The sequence below is a fragment of the Amycolatopsis sp. NPDC000009 genome, from assembly GCF_055563465.1.
On record NZ_JBVHDI010000002.1, the window covers coordinates 775,779 to 791,790 of the forward strand.

The 16,012-nt window shown below is 68.7% G+C and carries 11 protein-coding genes; 8 read left to right on the top strand and 3 right to left on the bottom strand.

What is annotated here, in order from left to right:
- Positions 1 to 14: 14 nt before the first annotated feature.
- The 3 genes from ACZ3HL_RS09810 to ACZ3HL_RS09820 all read right to left on the bottom strand — a co-directional run bounded on the left by ACZ3HL_RS09810 (position 15) and on the right by ACZ3HL_RS09820 (position 4,579).
- Positions 15 to 1,118: an aromatic ring-hydroxylating oxygenase subunit alpha gene (locus ACZ3HL_RS09810; protein ID WP_465529975.1), complete on the bottom strand. Its 1,104-nt coding sequence runs from the start codon at positions 1,116 to 1,118 to the stop codon at positions 15 to 17.
- 79 nt (positions 1,119 to 1,197) lie between these two features.
- Positions 1,198 to 3,636, bottom strand: a complete 2,439-nt coding sequence (locus tag ACZ3HL_RS09815; RefSeq protein WP_465529977.1) for a GcvT family protein — start codon at positions 3,634 to 3,636, stop codon at positions 1,198 to 1,200.
- A gap of 157 nt (positions 3,637 to 3,793) precedes the next feature.
- Positions 3,794 to 4,579 carry an IclR family transcriptional regulator gene (locus tag ACZ3HL_RS09820; protein WP_465529979.1) on the bottom strand — a complete coding sequence of 262 codons (786 nt, stop codon included), beginning with the start codon at positions 4,577 to 4,579 and terminating at the stop codon, positions 3,794 to 3,796.
- A gap of 153 nt (positions 4,580 to 4,732) precedes the next feature.
- Between ACZ3HL_RS09820 and ACZ3HL_RS09825 the strand changes: the two genes are divergently transcribed.
- The 8 genes from ACZ3HL_RS09825 (at position 4,733) to secA (ending at position 15,918) form a co-directional block, all read left to right on the top strand.
- Positions 4,733 to 5,050, top strand: coding sequence for a bifunctional 3-phenylpropionate/cinnamic acid dioxygenase ferredoxin subunit (locus ACZ3HL_RS09825; protein WP_465529981.1), 318 nt, complete (start codon positions 4,733 to 4,735; stop codon positions 5,048 to 5,050).
- Complete coding sequence (locus ACZ3HL_RS09830; RefSeq protein ID WP_465529983.1) at positions 5,047 to 6,183, top strand: NAD(P)/FAD-dependent oxidoreductase; 1,137 nt, start codon at positions 5,047 to 5,049, stop codon at positions 6,181 to 6,183. The genes ACZ3HL_RS09825 and ACZ3HL_RS09830 overlap by 4 nt, the downstream gene beginning before the upstream one ends.
- A 285-nt stretch (positions 6,184 to 6,468) precedes the next feature.
- Positions 6,469 to 7,146: an MtrAB system response regulator MtrA gene (mtrA, locus tag ACZ3HL_RS09835; protein ID WP_005150760.1), complete on the top strand. Its 678-nt coding sequence runs from the start codon at positions 6,469 to 6,471 to the stop codon at positions 7,144 to 7,146.
- 43 nt (positions 7,147 to 7,189) lie between these two features.
- Positions 7,190 to 8,869 (top strand): MtrAB system histidine kinase MtrB, encoded by a 1,680-nt coding sequence (mtrB, locus tag ACZ3HL_RS09840; RefSeq protein ID WP_465411237.1) that lies wholly within the window; start codon positions 7,190 to 7,192, stop codon positions 8,867 to 8,869.
- The gene (locus tag ACZ3HL_RS09845) at positions 8,866 to 10,593 is read left to right on the top strand and encodes an LpqB family beta-propeller domain-containing protein (RefSeq protein WP_465529985.1); all 1,728 of its coding nucleotides are present in this window, start codon (positions 8,866 to 8,868) and stop codon (positions 10,591 to 10,593) included. The genes mtrB and ACZ3HL_RS09845 overlap by 4 nt, the downstream gene beginning before the upstream one ends.
- A gap of 384 nt (positions 10,594 to 10,977) precedes the next feature.
- Positions 10,978 to 11,610 (top strand): ComF family protein, encoded by a 633-nt coding sequence (locus tag ACZ3HL_RS09850; RefSeq protein WP_465529987.1) that lies wholly within the window; start codon positions 10,978 to 10,980, stop codon positions 11,608 to 11,610.
- 552 nt (positions 11,611 to 12,162) lie between these two features.
- On the top strand, positions 12,163 to 12,852 hold the full coding sequence (gene hpf, locus ACZ3HL_RS09855; RefSeq protein ID WP_007028981.1) for a ribosome hibernation-promoting factor, HPF/YfiA family: 690 nt from the start codon (positions 12,163 to 12,165) through the stop codon (positions 12,850 to 12,852).
- A gap of 234 nt (positions 12,853 to 13,086) precedes the next feature.
- Positions 13,087 to 15,918: a preprotein translocase subunit SecA gene (secA, locus tag ACZ3HL_RS09860; protein ID WP_465411169.1), complete on the top strand. Its 2,832-nt coding sequence runs from the start codon at positions 13,087 to 13,089 to the stop codon at positions 15,916 to 15,918.
- Positions 15,919 to 16,012 lie beyond the last annotated feature (94 nt).

Consider the following 16,012-nt stretch of genomic DNA (forward strand, 5'->3'; position numbering starts at 1 on the left):
CGCAACTACCGCATTCAGTCCTCTAAACGCGTGAGTAGCCAGGTGTGGAACTCGCCGATGTGGTGCTCGGACGGCATCAGCACTCCGCCGCCGCGATAGGCGCGGGACGCCATCGCGGGCTGACAGCGTTCGCAGGCGTCGAAGTCCTGCTCGTTGACGCGATGGAACAACTCCACCGACCGGGACACGTCCCGCCCCGATGCCACGACGTCCTCGGAATAGAGCCAGTCGCATTCGACGACCGTCCGGTCCGGCGCGAGCGGATACATCCGGTGGAAGATCACGTGGTCCGGCACCAGGTTCACGAACACCTGCGGCCGGATGGTGATCGCGTAGTACCGCCTGTCCTGATCGTTCGCGACACCGTCGAGCCGGTCGAAGCCCGTCGTGCCGTCGATGGTGAAGCCGTCCACCGTCTCGCCGAATTCGGCGCCGTGCCCGACGTAGTACTGCGCCGCGTACCCGTCGGCGAACTCCGGCAGCACCTCGGTCAGCTCCGGGTGGATGGTCGCGCAGTGGTAGCACTCCATGAAGTTCTCGACGATCAGTTTCCAGTTCGCCTTGACGTCGTAGGTGATCCTGCGCCCGACCGTAAGCTTGTCGAGACCGTAGCGCTCGATCGATTCCAGATCGCCCAGCCGCTCCCGCACCGCGCCTTCGACGCCGTCCTCGAACGACGGCGGATCCGCGGCGAGGCAGACCCACGCGTAACCCAGCCATTCCCGCAGGCGCACGGTGTGCAGCCCGTACTCGGAACGGTCGATGCCGGGCAGGTTCGCCAGGTTCGGCGCCGCGATCAGCTTGCCGTCGAGCCCGTACGTCCACGCGTGGTACGGGCACTGGAACGCGCGTTTGACCGTCCCCGACTCCTCCGTGCACAGCCGCGCGCCGCGATGGCGGCAGACGTTGAGGAACGCCCGTAACCCGCCGTCCCGTCCGCGGCTGACGAGCACGCTCTCCCGTCCGACCTGGACGGTCCGGAAGTCGCCCGCCGACGGCAGATCCGCCGCCCTGACCGCGCAGAACCACTGGCGTTCGAAGATCTTCTCCTGCTCGGCCGCGAAGATCGCGGGATCGGTGTAGTAGCCGCCGCCCAGCGTCGGGATGAGGCTCGTCATCCCGGCACTCCGGCGAACCGGGCGATCGGCTGCCTTGTCGTGCCGTCCACCACCAGGTCGACGACGACGTCGTAAGGGCTCATGCGGCGCTCCTGATCCGGTTCATGCCGGGGTCGAACAGCGGTTCCCGGGCGACGACGGCGGGGATCCGCTCGCCGAAGTACTCGATCTCCAGCGGCCTGCCCGGCTGGGTGAACTCCACCGGAAGCCAGGCGTACGCGATGTTCTTGCCGACGGTGTAGCCGTACGCGGCGCTCGTGACGTACCCGGCGGGACGGCCGTCGGCGAACACCGGCTCCTTGCCGAGCACGACCGAGTACGGATCGTCGACGGTGAGACAGGTCAGCTTCCTGGTCACCGCTTCCTCCGAGCGCCCGGCCAGCGCGTCCCTCCCGATGAAATAGCCCTTGTCCATCCGCACGGCGAAACCGAGCCCGGCCTCGTACGGATCGTGCTCGGCGGTGACGTCCGTTCCCCACAGCCGGTATCCCTTCTCCAGCCGCATGCTGGAGAAGGCGTCCCGTCCCGCGGCGATGATCCCGTGTGCCTGCCCGGCTTCCCAGAGCGTGTCCCACAGCCGTCGGCCGAGGTCCGCGCTCGTGTACAGCTCCCAGCCGAGTTCGCCCACATAGGACAGTCGCATCGCGGTCACCGGCACCAGGCCGACGTACGCCTGTTTCGTCTTGAAGTACCCCATCGCCTGGTGCGAGAAGTCCGTTGTGGACAGTGGCTGGAGCACGGCCCTGGCGAGCGGGCCCCACAGCCCGATACAGCAGGTGCCCGGGGTGGTCTCGTGGATCTGCGCGGCGCCGTCGCCGGGGAGATGCCGTCGCAGCCAGTCGATGTCGATGGCGCTGTTGACGCCGACCTGGAACCTTTCGGCGCCGAGCCGGGCGACGGTCAGGTCGCTGCGCACACCGCCGTCCTCGTCGAGCAACAGCGTGTAGGTGACCGAACCGGGCTTCTTGTCGAGCTGGTTCGTGGTCATCGTCTGCAGGAACGGCAACGCGCCCGGGCCGGTGACCTCCACCCGTTTCAGCGACGTCATGTCGAACATCGCGACCCGTTGCCGCGCGACCAGCGCTTCGGCGCCGCCGATCGGCGACCAGTACCGCGCGGCCCAGTCGTTGCGCTCCGGGACGAGATCGACCTCCGGGAGGTCCGCGTTCGCCTCGTACCAGTGCGGACGCTCCCAGCCGCTCGCTTCGAGGAAGAACGCGCCGAGCTCCGTCTGCCGGTCGTGGAAGGGGCTCGTCCGCAGCGGCCGCGGTTCTTCCATGGGCTGCAAGGGATGGACGACGTCGTAGACCTCGGCGAAGCTCTGGCAGCTGCGTGCCATGACGTACTCCGGGGCCAGCTGCGCCCGCTCGAACCGGGCGAGGTCGCATCCGTGCAGATCCACGCCGGGCTGGCCGTCGACGAGCCACCGCGCCATGGCGCTGGCGACCCCGGCCGAATGCGTGATCCAGACGGCTTCGGCCACCCAGAACCCGTCGAGCTCCGGGTGTTCGCCCAGCAGCGGCATGCCGTCCGGGGTGAAGGAGAACAAGCCGTTGATGCCTTCCTCGACCTTGGTGTCGCCCAAGGACGGCAGCAGATCGACGGCGGCGGCCCAGGACGGTTCGAAATCCGCGGGGGTGAACGCGAGTTCCGACGGCATTCCCTCGCCGGTGCCGATCTCGTGGGGAGGCAAGGGCATCGGCCGGTGCCCGTACGCGCCGATGCCGATCCGGTCGACGTGCTCGCGGAAGTAGAGGTCGGCGTCCTGGTGCCGCAGGATCGGCCGCGTGGCCTCCTCGGTCACGCCGGCGAGTGACGGCAGCGGGCTGGTGCGCGCGTACTGGTGCGCCATCGGGACCAGCGGGATCGCGAGGTCCACCAGTTCGCCGACCAGCGGCCCCCACATGCCGGCGCACGAGAGCACGATGTCCGCGCGGAAGCTCCCCGTCTCGGTGGTGACGCCGGTGACGCGGCCACCCGCGCGTTCGACTCCGACGACCTTCTGCCGCGCGAGGAATTTCGCGCCCCGGCCGATCGCGCGGCGGGCCTGCGCCTCGGCTGCGCGAAGGGGTTTGGCCAGACCGTCGGAGGGGATGTGGAATCCGCCGAGCACCTTGGCCGGATCGAGCAGCGGATGCAGCGCGGCGCATTCGTCCGGCCCGACGAGCCTGCTTTCGACGCCGGACGCGGTGGCCCAGCCGTGCCGCCGTTCGAGGTCGGCGAGCCGCTCCGGCGCCGTGGCCACCTCCAGCCCGCCGACGGGCCGGAAGCACGGGTTCCCGTCGAGGTCGAGCGCGCCGTACTTCGCGACGGTGTACCGCGCGAACTCGGTCATCGTGCGGCACGAGCTGGTCTGGAAGACCAGACCGGGGGCGTGCGAACTCGATCCACCGGTGGTGAACAGGTCGCCCTGGTCCAGCACGGTGAGGTCGGTCCAGCCTCGTTCGGTGAGCTCGTCGGCGAGCGCGCAGCCGACGATACCGGCGCCGATCACGACGACGCGGGGTCCTGGGGGCATGGTTCGGGGTACCTCCTGCCTGCCTGGAGAGTCCACAAAGGACGTCCGGGCATCGGGGTGACAGGCGCTGTTGCGGATGAGGCACGTTGTTCCGTCTTCAGCAACAAAGTGAGGCACGCGCGGGCGCGCTGTCAAGAGCCCGAAAAGGTCGGCCTCTTCACTCCGCGAAGTACCCGAGCTGAGCCGAAAGATCCGCCGAAGCCTCGGTCAGCGGCCGCACGATCTGCCGCACCCGCTGCTTCGAAAGCCGGTACGACGGACCGGACGCGCTCATCGCCGCGACGACGTCGCCGCCGGGGCCGCGCACCGGCACCGCGACCGCGTGCATCCCCAGCTCCAGCTCCTCGAAGCAGGCCGCGTACCCGTCCTCGGCGACCCGCTCCAGCTCGGCGGCCAGCTCGTCGGGATCGACCGTGGTCCGCGGCGTGAACCGTTCGAGCTTCCGCCGGAGCAAACGTTTGCGCTCGACGTCGCCCAGGTACGCGAGCAGCACCTTCCCGCTGGACGTCGCGTGCAGGGGAGTGCGCTGCCCGGTCCAGTTCTGCGTGGTGATCGCGGCCGAGCCGCGGGCCTGGCTGACGTTGATCGCGACGCCGTCGTCGGCGATCGCGATGTTGACCGTCTCGCCGAGTGTCTCCGCCAGGCCCTGGCAGGTCTGCCTGCCCAGTTTCGCCAGGTCCATCCGGCCGGTGGCGGCGCCGGCGAGCCGGACGACACCGAAGCCGATCGCGTATTTCCCGCGTTCGCCGAGCTGCTCGACGAGGCCGCGGTTCTCCAGGACGCTCAGCAGGCGCGACGCCGTCGACTTGTGCACGCCCAGTTCGCCCGCGATCTCGGTGATCCCGGTTTCCCCGTTGCGCGCCAGCAGTTCCAGCACGCTGATCGCACGGTCGACGGACTGCACCTGACTGGGCGTTGCGTTCCCCGCGTCCTGGTTCCGCATGACGCAACAGTAGCCGTTTCGCCCGGATCCGCTCGGCTGAGTGGGCGAATCCCTTGACGTACCGGCCCCTCGAGGGTGATTGTTGCGCATAGCACGTCCCGTCTCGTAATACGCAACATCATCCAACCGTCGGTCCTTTCCCCGGAGGCCCCGATGATCCGTGCCTGCTCCGTCTCCGAACTGCCCGAAGGCGAAGCCCTCCGCTTACCGGGCCCCGTTCCGGTCTCGGTCTTCCATTCCGAGGGCGCCTATTACGCCCTCGACGACACGTGCAGCCACCAGGACGCGTCGCTCGCCGACGGCTGGATCGAAGGCTGCTACGTCGAATGCCCGCTGCACGCCGCGCGATTCGACCTGCGGACCGGCGCCCCGGACTGCCTGCCTGCCAAGAACGCCGTGCGCACGTACCCGGTCGTGATCGCGGACGGCGTGATCTACGTGGACACCGAGGCGCGCCGGGAAGTGGCTTGAGATCGGTCGCCGTCGTCGGCACCTCTCTGGCGGGACTTCGCGCGGCACAGGAGTTACGCCGTCGGGGTTTCGACGGGCGGCTGGTGATGATCGGTGCCGAACCGCCGTACGACCGGCCGCCGCTTTCGAAGGATTTCTTGCTGGGCAAGGTTTCCGCTGAGGACGTCGCGCTCGCCGGGCAGGACGATCTCGACGCGCTGGCCGCCGAATGGCACCTCGGCGTCCGCGCCGAGAAGCTCGGCCGCGAAGGGGTGACGCTCGGCGACGGCACCACGATCGCCGCCGACGGCTACGTCGTCGCGACCGGAGCGGTGGCCAGAACCCTCGGCGCGGCAAGGGATCTGCCCGGTGTCCACACGCTGCGGACCCTCGACGACGCGGTCACGCTGAAACGCGCTCTCGCGGCGGGGCCGTCTTCGGTCGTCGTCATCGGCGCGGGATTCATCGGTGCGGAGGTCGCGTCCGCGTGCCGCCTGCTCGGGCACGAAGTGACCGTGGTCGAGGCCATGCCCGTGCCGCTCGCCTCCGTCCTCGGCGCGCGGATGGGCGCGGTGTGCGGAGAACTGCACACCGAGAACGACGTCCGGCTGAGCGCGGGCGTCCCCGTCGCCGGGTTCGCCGGCGACGGCCGCGTCACCGGTGTGCGGCTCGCCGACGGCCGCGAGCTCCCCGCCGATCTCGTCGTCGCCGGAGTGGGGGCGCGGCCCGCCACCGGATGGCTGACCGGATCCGGGCTCGCCGTCGACGACGGCGTGCTGGTCGATTCCGGCTGTGTCACGGCGAATCCCCGAGTGGTCGCGGTGGGTGACGTCGCGCGGTACCGCTGCCCTGTGCGCGGCAGGCGGGTCCGCGCCGAGCACTGGACGGCGGCGGCGGAACAGCCGGGCGTCGCGGTCGCGAACCTGCTCGCCGGCTCGACCGTCACGCATTTCGCACGACACGGTTACTTTTGGTCCGATCAGTACGGTCGGCGGCTCCAATTCGCCGGAGTGGCCACGGAAGACGTGCGGATCGCCGAAGGCGACGTCGCTTCGAAGCGGTTCGTCGCGACCTATCACCGCGGCGACGTCCTGGCCGGTGTGTTCGCGATCGACTCCCCGAGACCGTTCACCAGGCTCCGACGTGCGCTCTAGCGTCTGATGGTGAACCCGCGTCCGCGATCGACGTCGGCAGGACGCCGCACGGTCAGCCAACTCACGACAGGAGGCAGGGCGCCCTGCCACCGCGATAGCGGGGCCTTCGGCCGGGCGGGTTCACGCGTTGGTCAGTTTTCCGAGTACATCCCCAGCTCCGCCAACAGGCTCTAGGGCCCGAAGACCCTACTCGGATGGAGCAATTTGCCCGATTCGATGATCTTTCTGGTGGTCACATCGCCGGGTCGCGCGCCCGCGCCGGGAAACTAGTGCGAACATAGGTTTATGAAGGCACGTGTTCTGGTCGTCGACGACGACCCTGCTCTCGCGGAGATGCTCACCATCGTGCTGCGTGGGGAGGGGTTCGACACAGCCGTCGTGGCCGACGGCTCACGGGCGCTGCCCGCGCTTCGTGAGCTGAAACCGGACCTGGTCCTCCTCGACCTCATGCTGCCCGGGATGAACGGCATCGACGTCTGCAAGGCGATCCGGGCCGAGTCCGGCGTGCCGATCGTGATGCTCACCGCCAAGAGCGACACCGTGGACATCGTCCTCGGGCTCGAGTCGGGGGCCGACGACTACGTGGTCAAGCCCTTCAAACCGAAGGAACTCGTGGCCCGCGTCCGCGCCAGGATGCGCCGCACCGAGGCCGAGCCCGCCGAGTCGCTGACGATCGGCGACCTCGCGATCGACGTCCCCGGCCACGAGGTGACCCGCGAGGGGAAGGCCATCCCGCTGACCCCGCTCGAGTTCGACCTGCTGGTCGCGCTCGCCCGCAAGCCGCGCCAGGTGTTCACCCGGGAGGTGCTCCTCGAGCAGGTGTGGGGATATCGCCACGCCGCCGACACCCGGCTGGTGAACGTGCACGTCCAGCGGCTGCGTTCGAAGGTGGAGAAGGACCCGGAACACCCCGAGGTGGTGTTGACCGTTCGCGGTGTCGGATACAAGGCCGGCCCGCCGTGATCACCCCATGAACGGACGCTTGCGAAAGCTCGCCCAGACCACGATGCGCCACTTCCGGCGCATCGTGGTTTTCGTGCGCCGCAAGGTCGTCTCGTTCAACGAACTGTGGCGGCATTCGCTGCAGTTCCGGGTCACGGTGTCCACGCTGGCGCTGTCGTCGGCCGTGGTGTTCGTGCTGGGCATGGTGCTGCAGAACCAGATCACCGAACGGCTGCTGGAGACCAAGCAGAACGCGGCGATCGCGCAGACGAGGGCCGTCGTCGAGACCGCGGCCGGTGAACTGATCGGCGTCGGCACCGAAAGCCCCGAAGCGCTGACCGCGCGGATGAAGAACGCGCTGAAGAAGATCACCAGCACGACGACTTCGCAGGACGGCGCCGGATCGGCCGCGGGCACCTTCGAGCCGGTGCTGGCGGCGGGCGGGCGTGACCAGTCGAACAAGCCGGTGTTCGCCGGCCCCTACGACAGGGTGCCTGAGCGGCTGCGCCAGTTCGTGGAGACCGAGCAGGTCAGTCACCTGATCCACACGGTCACCGAAGCCGACGGCGGCAGGACGACGTACCTGATCGTCGGCGCGCCCGTCAGCACGATGATCAACCCGCTCCAGCTCTACCTGCTGTACCCGCTCACCAGTGAGCAGAACACCGTCTCGACCGTGCAGAACACGCTGCTCGTCGGCGGTCTCGTCCTGCTGCTCCTGCTGGCCGGGATCACGAACCTGGTCACCAGGCAGGTGGTCCGGCCGGTCCGGCAGGCCGCCGCGGCGGCCGAGCAGTTCGCGGGCGGGGAGCTCGACCAGCGCCTCGCCGTGCTCGGTGAGGACGATCTGGCCAAACTCGCCGTGTCCTACAACGAGATGGCCGCGAGCATCCAGCGGCAGATCCGCCAGCTGGAGGAGTTCGGCGGGCTGCAACGCCGGTTCACCTCCGACGTCTCGCACGAGCTGCGCACCCCGCTGACCACCGTCCGGATGGCCGCCGACGTGCTGCACGCGTCGCGCGAACAGTTCCCGGCCGGGCTCGCGCGCTCCACCGAGCTGCTGGTCGACGAGCTCGACCGGTTCGAGGCCCTGCTCGGCGACCTGCTGGAGATCAGCAGGCTCGACGCGGGTGTCGAGGAGCTCTCCGCCGAGCTGATCGACGTCCGGCCGATCGCGACCAGGGCCGTCGAGCAGGTCCGGGTGATCGCGGGGAACGCGGGCAGCTCGGTCGAACTGGTCCTGCCGGAGGAAGAGGCGCACGCCGAGGTCGACGCCCGCCGTGTCGAGCGGATCCTGCGCAACCTGCTGGCCAACGCCGTGGACCACAGTGAGGGGAATCCGGTGGTGCTGACCCTCGCGGTCAACGAGACCGCGGTCGCCATCACCGTGCGGGACCACGGTGTCGGGCTGCGGCCGGGCGAAGCGGAACTGGTGTTCAACCGGTTCTGGCGCGCCGACCCGTCCCGTAACCGCCGGACCGGCGGCACCGGGCTCGGCCTCGCGATCAGCCAGGAGGACGCCCGGCTGCACGGCGGTGTGCTCGACGCGTGGGGCGAGACCGGCGACGGCGCCTGTTTCCGGCTCGTGCTGCCGCGGCGGCAGGACACGCCGATGGGGGAGAGCCCGCTGGTCCTGCCACCGCCCGATCACACGCCCGCCGAACCGCACGGATCGTCCGGACTGCTCGAAGTCCGCCCCGCGCCCGACGCGATCCTCGCCGAGCCAGAGGAGGTCGGCCGGTGAAACGGCTGCTACCACTGCTCGCGGTGTTGCTGCTGCTCGCGGGCTGCGCGAACATCCCGCTCGAATCCCAGCCCGTCGTCGTCTCCGGGGACAAACCCGGCCAGGCGCCCGCGGACGTCGCCGAGCCTGCCGCCGGGATCGACCCGCTGACCGTCACCCGCCAGTTCATCCGCAACTCCGCGAAACCGGGAACGGCGAACGCCGACGCGCGGGTGTACCTCGACGAGGAGGCCCGGCGCAACTGGAAGCCCTCGCAGGGCCTGACGATCATCGACGACACCTTCGGCACCGTTTACGACACTTCGTCGTCTTCCCCGAACCCGGACGAGCAGGTGGTGAACGTCCGCGGGTTCAAACTCGGCAACCTGAGCCCCGACAGCGCGTTCATCCCGGTGAAGGCCGAGTACTCGCAGCAGTTCAAGCTGCGGAAACAGCCGAACGGCCAGTGGCGGATAGTGGACCCGCCGCAGGAACTCGCCGTCACCGACGAGGACTTCGCGCTCAACTACTTCCGGGTGCCGATCAGCTTCTACTCGCCCGACTCCGGCGCCTTCGTCCCCGACCTCCGCTACGTCGCGGCGAAACCGCAGGCCGGCTTGCCCGGCCGGGTGATGGACCTGGTGCTGCAGGGACCGTCGGAAGGGCTGAAGGGCGCGGTCAAGGACCTGCTCGGCGACCAGGTCACCACCGAAAGCAACGTCCGCAGCACGGACGACGGGACACTGGACATCAACCTGACCGGTGTCGGCGGGGCCAGCCTCGCGGACCGGAACCTGATCGCCGCGCAGATCGTCCTCTCGCTGCAGACGGTGACGCTGAGCCGGATCCGGCTGCTGGCCGACGGCACCGCGCTGGTGCCGGACCACGAATACTGGCGCTCCAGCGAACTGCCCAACTACAACGTGGACATCGCGCCCAACTCGGAACTCCGGGGCCTGATGACCGTGAACGGCCGGGTCCGGTCGCTCGAAGACGGGCAGCCGGTCGGCGGGCCCGCGGGCAACGGCGGCTACAAGGTCGTCAGCGCCGCGCAGTCCGTCGACGGGAAACGGCTCGCGGTGGTCGAAGAACGCGACGGCAGGCAGTGGCTCCGGGTCGGCGACCTCGGGCACGACCTCGCTTCGGTCGACCTGTTCGGCGGCAGCCTGAGCCGTCCCACCTGGCGGCCGGTCGCCCGGGGCGGCGGGGTCTCCGGCGAGGTCTGGACGGTCGTCGACCACAACACCGTCGCCAGGGTCACCCTGGCCGCGGACGGCCGCTGGGTGAAGGCCGGCGTCGACGCGACCATGCTCACCGGCCTCGGCCAGATCACCGAACTGCGCCTCTCGCGCGACGGGTCGCGGCTGGCCGCGGTCGTCAACGGGCAGCTGGTGGTCGCCTCGATCGTGCGGACGGCGGACTCGGTGGCCCTGCGGGCACCGCGGAAACTGCAGGAACGCGACCTCAAGGACGTGGTCGACGTCGACTGGGCGACCCAGGATCACCTGATCGCCGCCACGTCGTCGACCTCGTTGCCGGTGGTCAAGGTGCCGCTGGACGGGCAGCGGATGGACGCGTTCAACAGCTCGAACCTGACCCCGCCGGTGCACGGCGTCACCGCGGCGCCGAGCAGGCAGAACCTGGTCGCGGACGCGGGCGGGCTGTGGGTCGCCTCCGAGCTGGGCGAGGTCTGGCGGCCGCAGGCGCACACCGTCACCGACGCGGACCCGTTCTACCCGGGCTGAGCCCTTCGGACGGCCGGCACGTTGCGAAAGCCACTTTCGCAACCTTCAACGTTGCGAAAGTGGCTTTCGCAACGCCGGCCGACGACACGGCAGCCCCTCCAACCCCTCCAGAGGGAGCAAGGGACCTTTAGTAACGCTAGCTTTCCTAGCGGCGCTAGAAGGTCGGGACCTGCGGAAGTCCGTGAAGGCCTCCTTGAGGGACCCAGAGTCCCTCAAGGAGGCCTTCACGGACCGAGGCCAGGAGCGCGAAGCCCCCGAAGCGCCTGAAGCCTTCTCCAAAACTGCGGTCATGACCGGTCCCCTTAGGACGAAAAGGGTCCAAAGCGGACCTCTCACGACACGACGCGACCCGGAACTGTCGGAGCCCCGGCCGACACTCGCCCCATGGCCAAACTCCTGGATCTCCTCATCCCCGCCCGCTGCGCGTCCTGCGGAGCGCCGGGTGCGCCCTGCTGCGCCACCTGCCAGGCCGCTTGGGGTTCGCTCAGCGAGATCATCCGCGGCCCGACGGCCGGTCTCGTACCCGTGTACGCCCTGGCTCCGTACGCCGACGAGGCCCGTCGCCTGATCCTCGCCTACAAGGAACGCGGCCGCCGCGACCTCGCTCCGTCCTTCGGCCGGGCCGTCGCCGAGGCGCTCGCCGAGTTGCCGGAGCCGGAGCCGTGTCTCGTCCCCGTGCCCTCGCGCCGGCACGCCTCGCGTATGCGCGGCGGGCCGCACGTCCGGCGCGTCGCCGAGGAATGCGTGAAAGTGCTGGCGGGCAAGGGAAAATCCGCGACAGTGGCGCCGGTCCTCAGGCTCGGGTCCGGAGTTCGCGACGCCGTGGGGCTCACCCGGGCCGAGCGGTCGGCGAACCTCGACGGCCGTATTCGCCTCGCTCCGGGAGCCTGCCGGGAGAAGGTCGTTCTCCTTGACGACGTCATCACAACCGGAGCGACCGCCGCCGCTTGTACGCGCTTTCTGGACATAAGCGGAATTCACGTTTCGGCGGTGGTGGCACTGGCCGCCGCCGGGTGAGCGGGCCGTCACCTACAAGAGTGATGAATGATCGGGAACGGGAATGGGTACAAGGGCGTTGACGGGATATGAGGGAGCTCGAGGGGAACACTCCGACGGCCCGCCACTCCACCGGGGTGGCGGCGGATTCCCTCGGGTGCGGTGTTCTAGGCACCCTCCGCTTTTTCCTGTCCGAAGGCTTGAGCCGTCCGCGTGAAAAGAAATCACGGGGACGACGCCCGACAGGCCGGATTGTCGCGCTGGCCGCACGCTCTTCGTCGCGTGCGGTGACGAGGTCTCACGTCCTGATATCCCCCGGCTCGGGGGCTGTTGCTCGCGGCGTGATGCAGCTAACGTGCAGCGCTATCAGCAATCCCGGCAGGCAGGGAGGTGACCAGCCCATGTCCCTGGCGCCGGAGCCGCGCTGAGTCCGCGCTCGGACATCCGACACGAGACGTCGTGGCCGTATGCCGAGTTCCCTCATCGCCCGCGATCCGGGCTTCGTCCCCGCATTACCGGCGCCCTAGTGAACACATCTACAGCTCGCAGTCATTTCAGCGAGGGAGGTCGTGTATGGACATCGTCGTTAAGGGCCGCAACGTGGAGGTGCCCGACCACTATCGGGCACTCGTCAGCGAAAAGCTGGCCCGGCTAGAGCGCTACGACAAGAAGGTCATCCGTTACGACGTGGAGCTCTTCCACGAGCCCAATCGCCGGCAGTCGAAGAACTGCCAGCGCGTCGAAATCACCGGTAAGGGCCGTGGCCCCGCCGTACGCGCCGAAGCGTGTGCCGGCGACTTCTACGCAGCGCTGGATTCCGCACTGAACAAGCTCGAAAACAGGTTGCGGAAGACACACGACCGCCGGCGCGTGCACTACGGCCGCAGCCGCCCGGAATCCGTCGCCGAGGCGACTTCGATGGCGGCCGCCGGTGGCATGACCACCGACACCCGACATCTGGCGGGTACCGCTGTGCTCGAAGCGCCGGAGGCCGAACCCATGGCCAACGGTTTCGCTGTCGAGAGCGGTGACTTCGAGATGCCCCAGCAGCAGCGCTGGGATGACGGGGTGACCGAACACCAGCCCGGTCGCGTCGTCCGCGAGAAGAAGCATGACGCGGAGCCCATGACGGTCGACCAGGCTCTCTACGAGATGGAACTGGTCGGTCACGACTTCTACCTGTTCAACGACTCCGACGCCGGGTGCCCGAGCGTCGTCTATCGGAGGCGAGGCTTCGACTACGGCGTCATCCGGCTGAGTTAGGCCGGCCCCACGTCCAGACGGCGGCCCGCACGCGTCCCGTGCGGGCCGCCGTCATGTCCGGAACAGGCGTGGTGCGGCCTCGTCCCGTCAGGTACCGACCGACGGTGCGTGCGCGAACACCGAGGTGTTCCCTACGATGGGGGCGGACGGTGGTGCGTTACCAGGCACCACCGCGTACGAGATTGCCCGGGACCGGCTCGGGTGCGATCACAATCAGCTAGTGAGGTCGACCGGATGGTGCTGAACCGCCTGCTCCGCGCGGGCGAGGGCAAAATGGTGAAGCGGCTGCGACACATCGCCGATCACATCAACACCCTCGAAGACGACGTCAAGGACCTTTCGGACTCCGCGCTGCGGGCCAAGACCGACGAGTTCCGTAAACGGCACGCGGACGGCGAGTCCCTCGACGACCTCCTTCCGGAGGCCTTCGCGGTGGCGAGGGAGGCGGCCTGGCGCGTGCTCGGCCAGCGGCCCTACGACGTCCAGCTGATGGGCGGCGCCGCGCTGCACCTCGGCCAGGTCTCCGAGATGAAGACCGGTGAGGGCAAGACCCTGACCCAGGTCCTCCCCGCGTACCTGAACGCCGTCTCCGGCAAGGGTGTGCACGTCATCACGGTGAACGACTACCTCGCCAAACGTGACGCCGAATGGATGGGCCGTATCCACCGTTTCCTCGGTCTCGAGGTGGGGGTCATCCTGGCCGACCAGACGCCCGAGGTCCGCCGCCAGCAGTACGCCGCCGACATCACGCACGGCACGAACAACGAGTTCGGCTTCGACTACCTCCGCGACAACATGGCGTGGAGCCTCGAGGACTGCGTTCAGCGCGGCCACAACTTCGCGATCGTCGACGAGGTGGACTCCATCCTCATCGACGAGGCCAGGACGCCGCTGATCATCTCCGGCCCGGCCGACCAGTCCTCGCGCTGGTACATCGAGTTCGCGCGGATGACCCCGCTGATGAAGCCGGACGTCCACTACGAGGTGGACATCCGCAAGCGCACCGTCGGTGTCACCGAGAAGGGTGTCGCGTTCGTCGAGGACCAGCTCGGCATCGACAACCTCTACGAGGCCGCGAACACGCCGCTCGTCGGCTACCTGAACAACGCGCTGAAGGTCAAGGAGCTCTACAAGCGCGACAAGGACTACATCGTCCGTGACGGCGAAGTCCTCATCGTCGACGAGTTCACCGGCCGCATCCTGCACGGCCGCCGCTACAACGAGGGCATGCACCAGGCGATCGAGGCCAAGGAAGGCGTCGAGATCAAGGCCGAGAACCAGACGCTCGCCACGATCACGCTGCAGAACTACTTCCGGCTCTACGACAAGCTGGCGGGGATGACCGGTACCGCCGAGACCGAGGCGGCCGAGTTCCACCAGACCTACAAGCTGGGTGTGGTGCCGATCCCGACCAACAAGCCGATGGTCCGCGCCGACCAGGCCGACCTGATCTACAAGACCGAGCAGGCCAAGTTCGAGGCCGTCGCCGAGGACATCGCCGAGCGGCACGAGAAGGGCCAGCCGGTGCTGGTCGGCACCACGAGTGTCGAGAAGTCCGAGCACCTGTCGAAACTGCTGCTCAAGCTGGGTGTCCCGCACGAGGTCCTCAACGCCAAGCACCACGACCGGGAGGCCCTGATCGTCGCCCGCGCCGGGCGAAAGGGCGCGGTCACGGTCGCCACCAACATGGCGGGCCGCGGTACCGACATCGTGCTCGGCGGCAACCCGGATCTCATCGCCGACGAGGTGCTGCGCGAGCGTGGCCTCGACCCGGTGGAGCACTCCGAGGAGTACGAGGCCGCCTGGCCGAAGGTGCTCGAGGAGATCCAGGCGGAGACCAAGGCCGAGGCCGAGGAGGTCCGCGAGGCGGGCGGGCTGTACGTGCTCGGCACGGAGCGGCACGAGTCGCGCCGGATCGACAACCAGCTCCGCGGTCGTTCCGGCCGTCAGGGCGACCCTGGCGAGTCCCGGTTCTACCTGTCGCTCGGTGACGAGCTCATGCGCCGCTTCAACGCCACGATGGTCGAGCGGGTCATGACCACCATGCGGCTGCCGGACGACGTGCCGATCGAGCACAAGATGGTCTCCAAGGCGATCAAGAGCGCTCAGACGCAGGTCGAGCAGCAGAACATGGAGATCCGCAAGAACGTCCTCAAGTACGACGAGGTCATGAACGAGCAGCGCAAGGTGATCTACGCCGAGCGCCTGCGCGTCCTCGAGGGCGAGGATCTGCGCGAGCAGATCGAGCACATGCTGGTCGACGTCATCAACGCGTACGTCACCGAAGAGACCGCCACGGGCTACGCCGAGGACTGGGACCACGAGAAGCTGTGGACGGCGCTGAAGCAGCTGTACCCGGTCAAGGTCACCTGGGAAGAGCTCAACGAGGACGACGACCTCGACGCCGACAAGCTGCGTGAGGCGCTGCTCGAAGACGCCCACCGTGCGTACGACGAGCGCGAGGCCGAGATCGACGCGAAGGTCGGCGAAGGCGCGATGCGGAGCCTGGAGCGCCAGGTGATGCTCACCGTCCTCGACCGCAAGTGGCGTGAGCACCTCTACGAGATGGACTATCTCAAGGAGGGCATCGGCATGCGGGCCCTGGCGCAGCGCGACCCGGTCATCGAGTACCAGCGCGAAGGCTACGACATGTTCCGCGCGATGCTGGAGTCGCTGAAGGAGGAGGCCGTCGGCTTCCTGTTCAACCTCCAGGTCGAGCAGGCCGAGCCCACCACGCCGGCGCCGGAGTCGGCGTCCGCGCTGCCGGCCGGTGTCGGTTCCGGGAACGGCCAGGCCGCGGGCGGCGATGGCAGGCACGCCCGTCCGACGCCTCCGCAGGGCCCGGCGACCGACACCCAGTCCGTGCCGTCCGCCTTGCGGGGCAAGGGACTCGGCGGTGGTTCGCAGTCCGGGCTGACCATGTCGGGCCCGTCCGAGGACGGCGGCGTCGAGTCGCATTCGGACAGTGCCGGCAGCGCCGGTGGTGACCAGAGCGGAACCCGCCGGGAGCGTCGCGCCGCGCAGCGCGCCTCCCAGAAGAAGGGCAAGAAGGGCCCGCGCCGCTAAGAGCCTGTCTTTGATGCCGGTTGTGGGTATGGGTCGGGCCTCTGCTAGTGATCTTGACACCACATCACGATCATTCCCAGCAGAGGCCCGGTCT

Coding starts and splice junctions, on each gene's coding strand:
- ACZ3HL_RS09810 (WP_465529975.1), bottom strand. CDS start 1,118: ATGACGAGCCTCATCCCGACGCTGGGCGGCGGCTACTACACCGATCCC.
- ACZ3HL_RS09815 (WP_465529977.1), bottom strand. CDS start 3,636: ATGCCCCCAGGACCCCGCGTCGTCGTGATCGGCGCCGGTATCGTCGGC.
- ACZ3HL_RS09820 (WP_465529979.1), bottom strand. CDS start 4,579: ATGCGGAACCAGGACGCGGGGAACGCAACGCCCAGTCAGGTGCAGTCC.
- ACZ3HL_RS09825 (WP_465529981.1), top strand. CDS start 4,733: ATGATCCGTGCCTGCTCCGTCTCCGAACTGCCCGAAGGCGAAGCCCTC.
- mtrA (WP_005150760.1), top strand. CDS start 6,469: ATGAAGGCACGTGTTCTGGTCGTCGACGACGACCCTGCTCTCGCGGAG.
- mtrB (WP_465411237.1), top strand. CDS start 7,190: ATGCGCCACTTCCGGCGCATCGTGGTTTTCGTGCGCCGCAAGGTCGTC.
- ACZ3HL_RS09850 (WP_465529987.1), top strand. CDS start 10,978: ATGGCCAAACTCCTGGATCTCCTCATCCCCGCCCGCTGCGCGTCCTGC.
- hpf (WP_007028981.1), top strand. CDS start 12,163: ATGGACATCGTCGTTAAGGGCCGCAACGTGGAGGTGCCCGACCACTAT.
- secA (WP_465411169.1), top strand. CDS start 13,087: ATGGTGCTGAACCGCCTGCTCCGCGCGGGCGAGGGCAAAATGGTGAAG.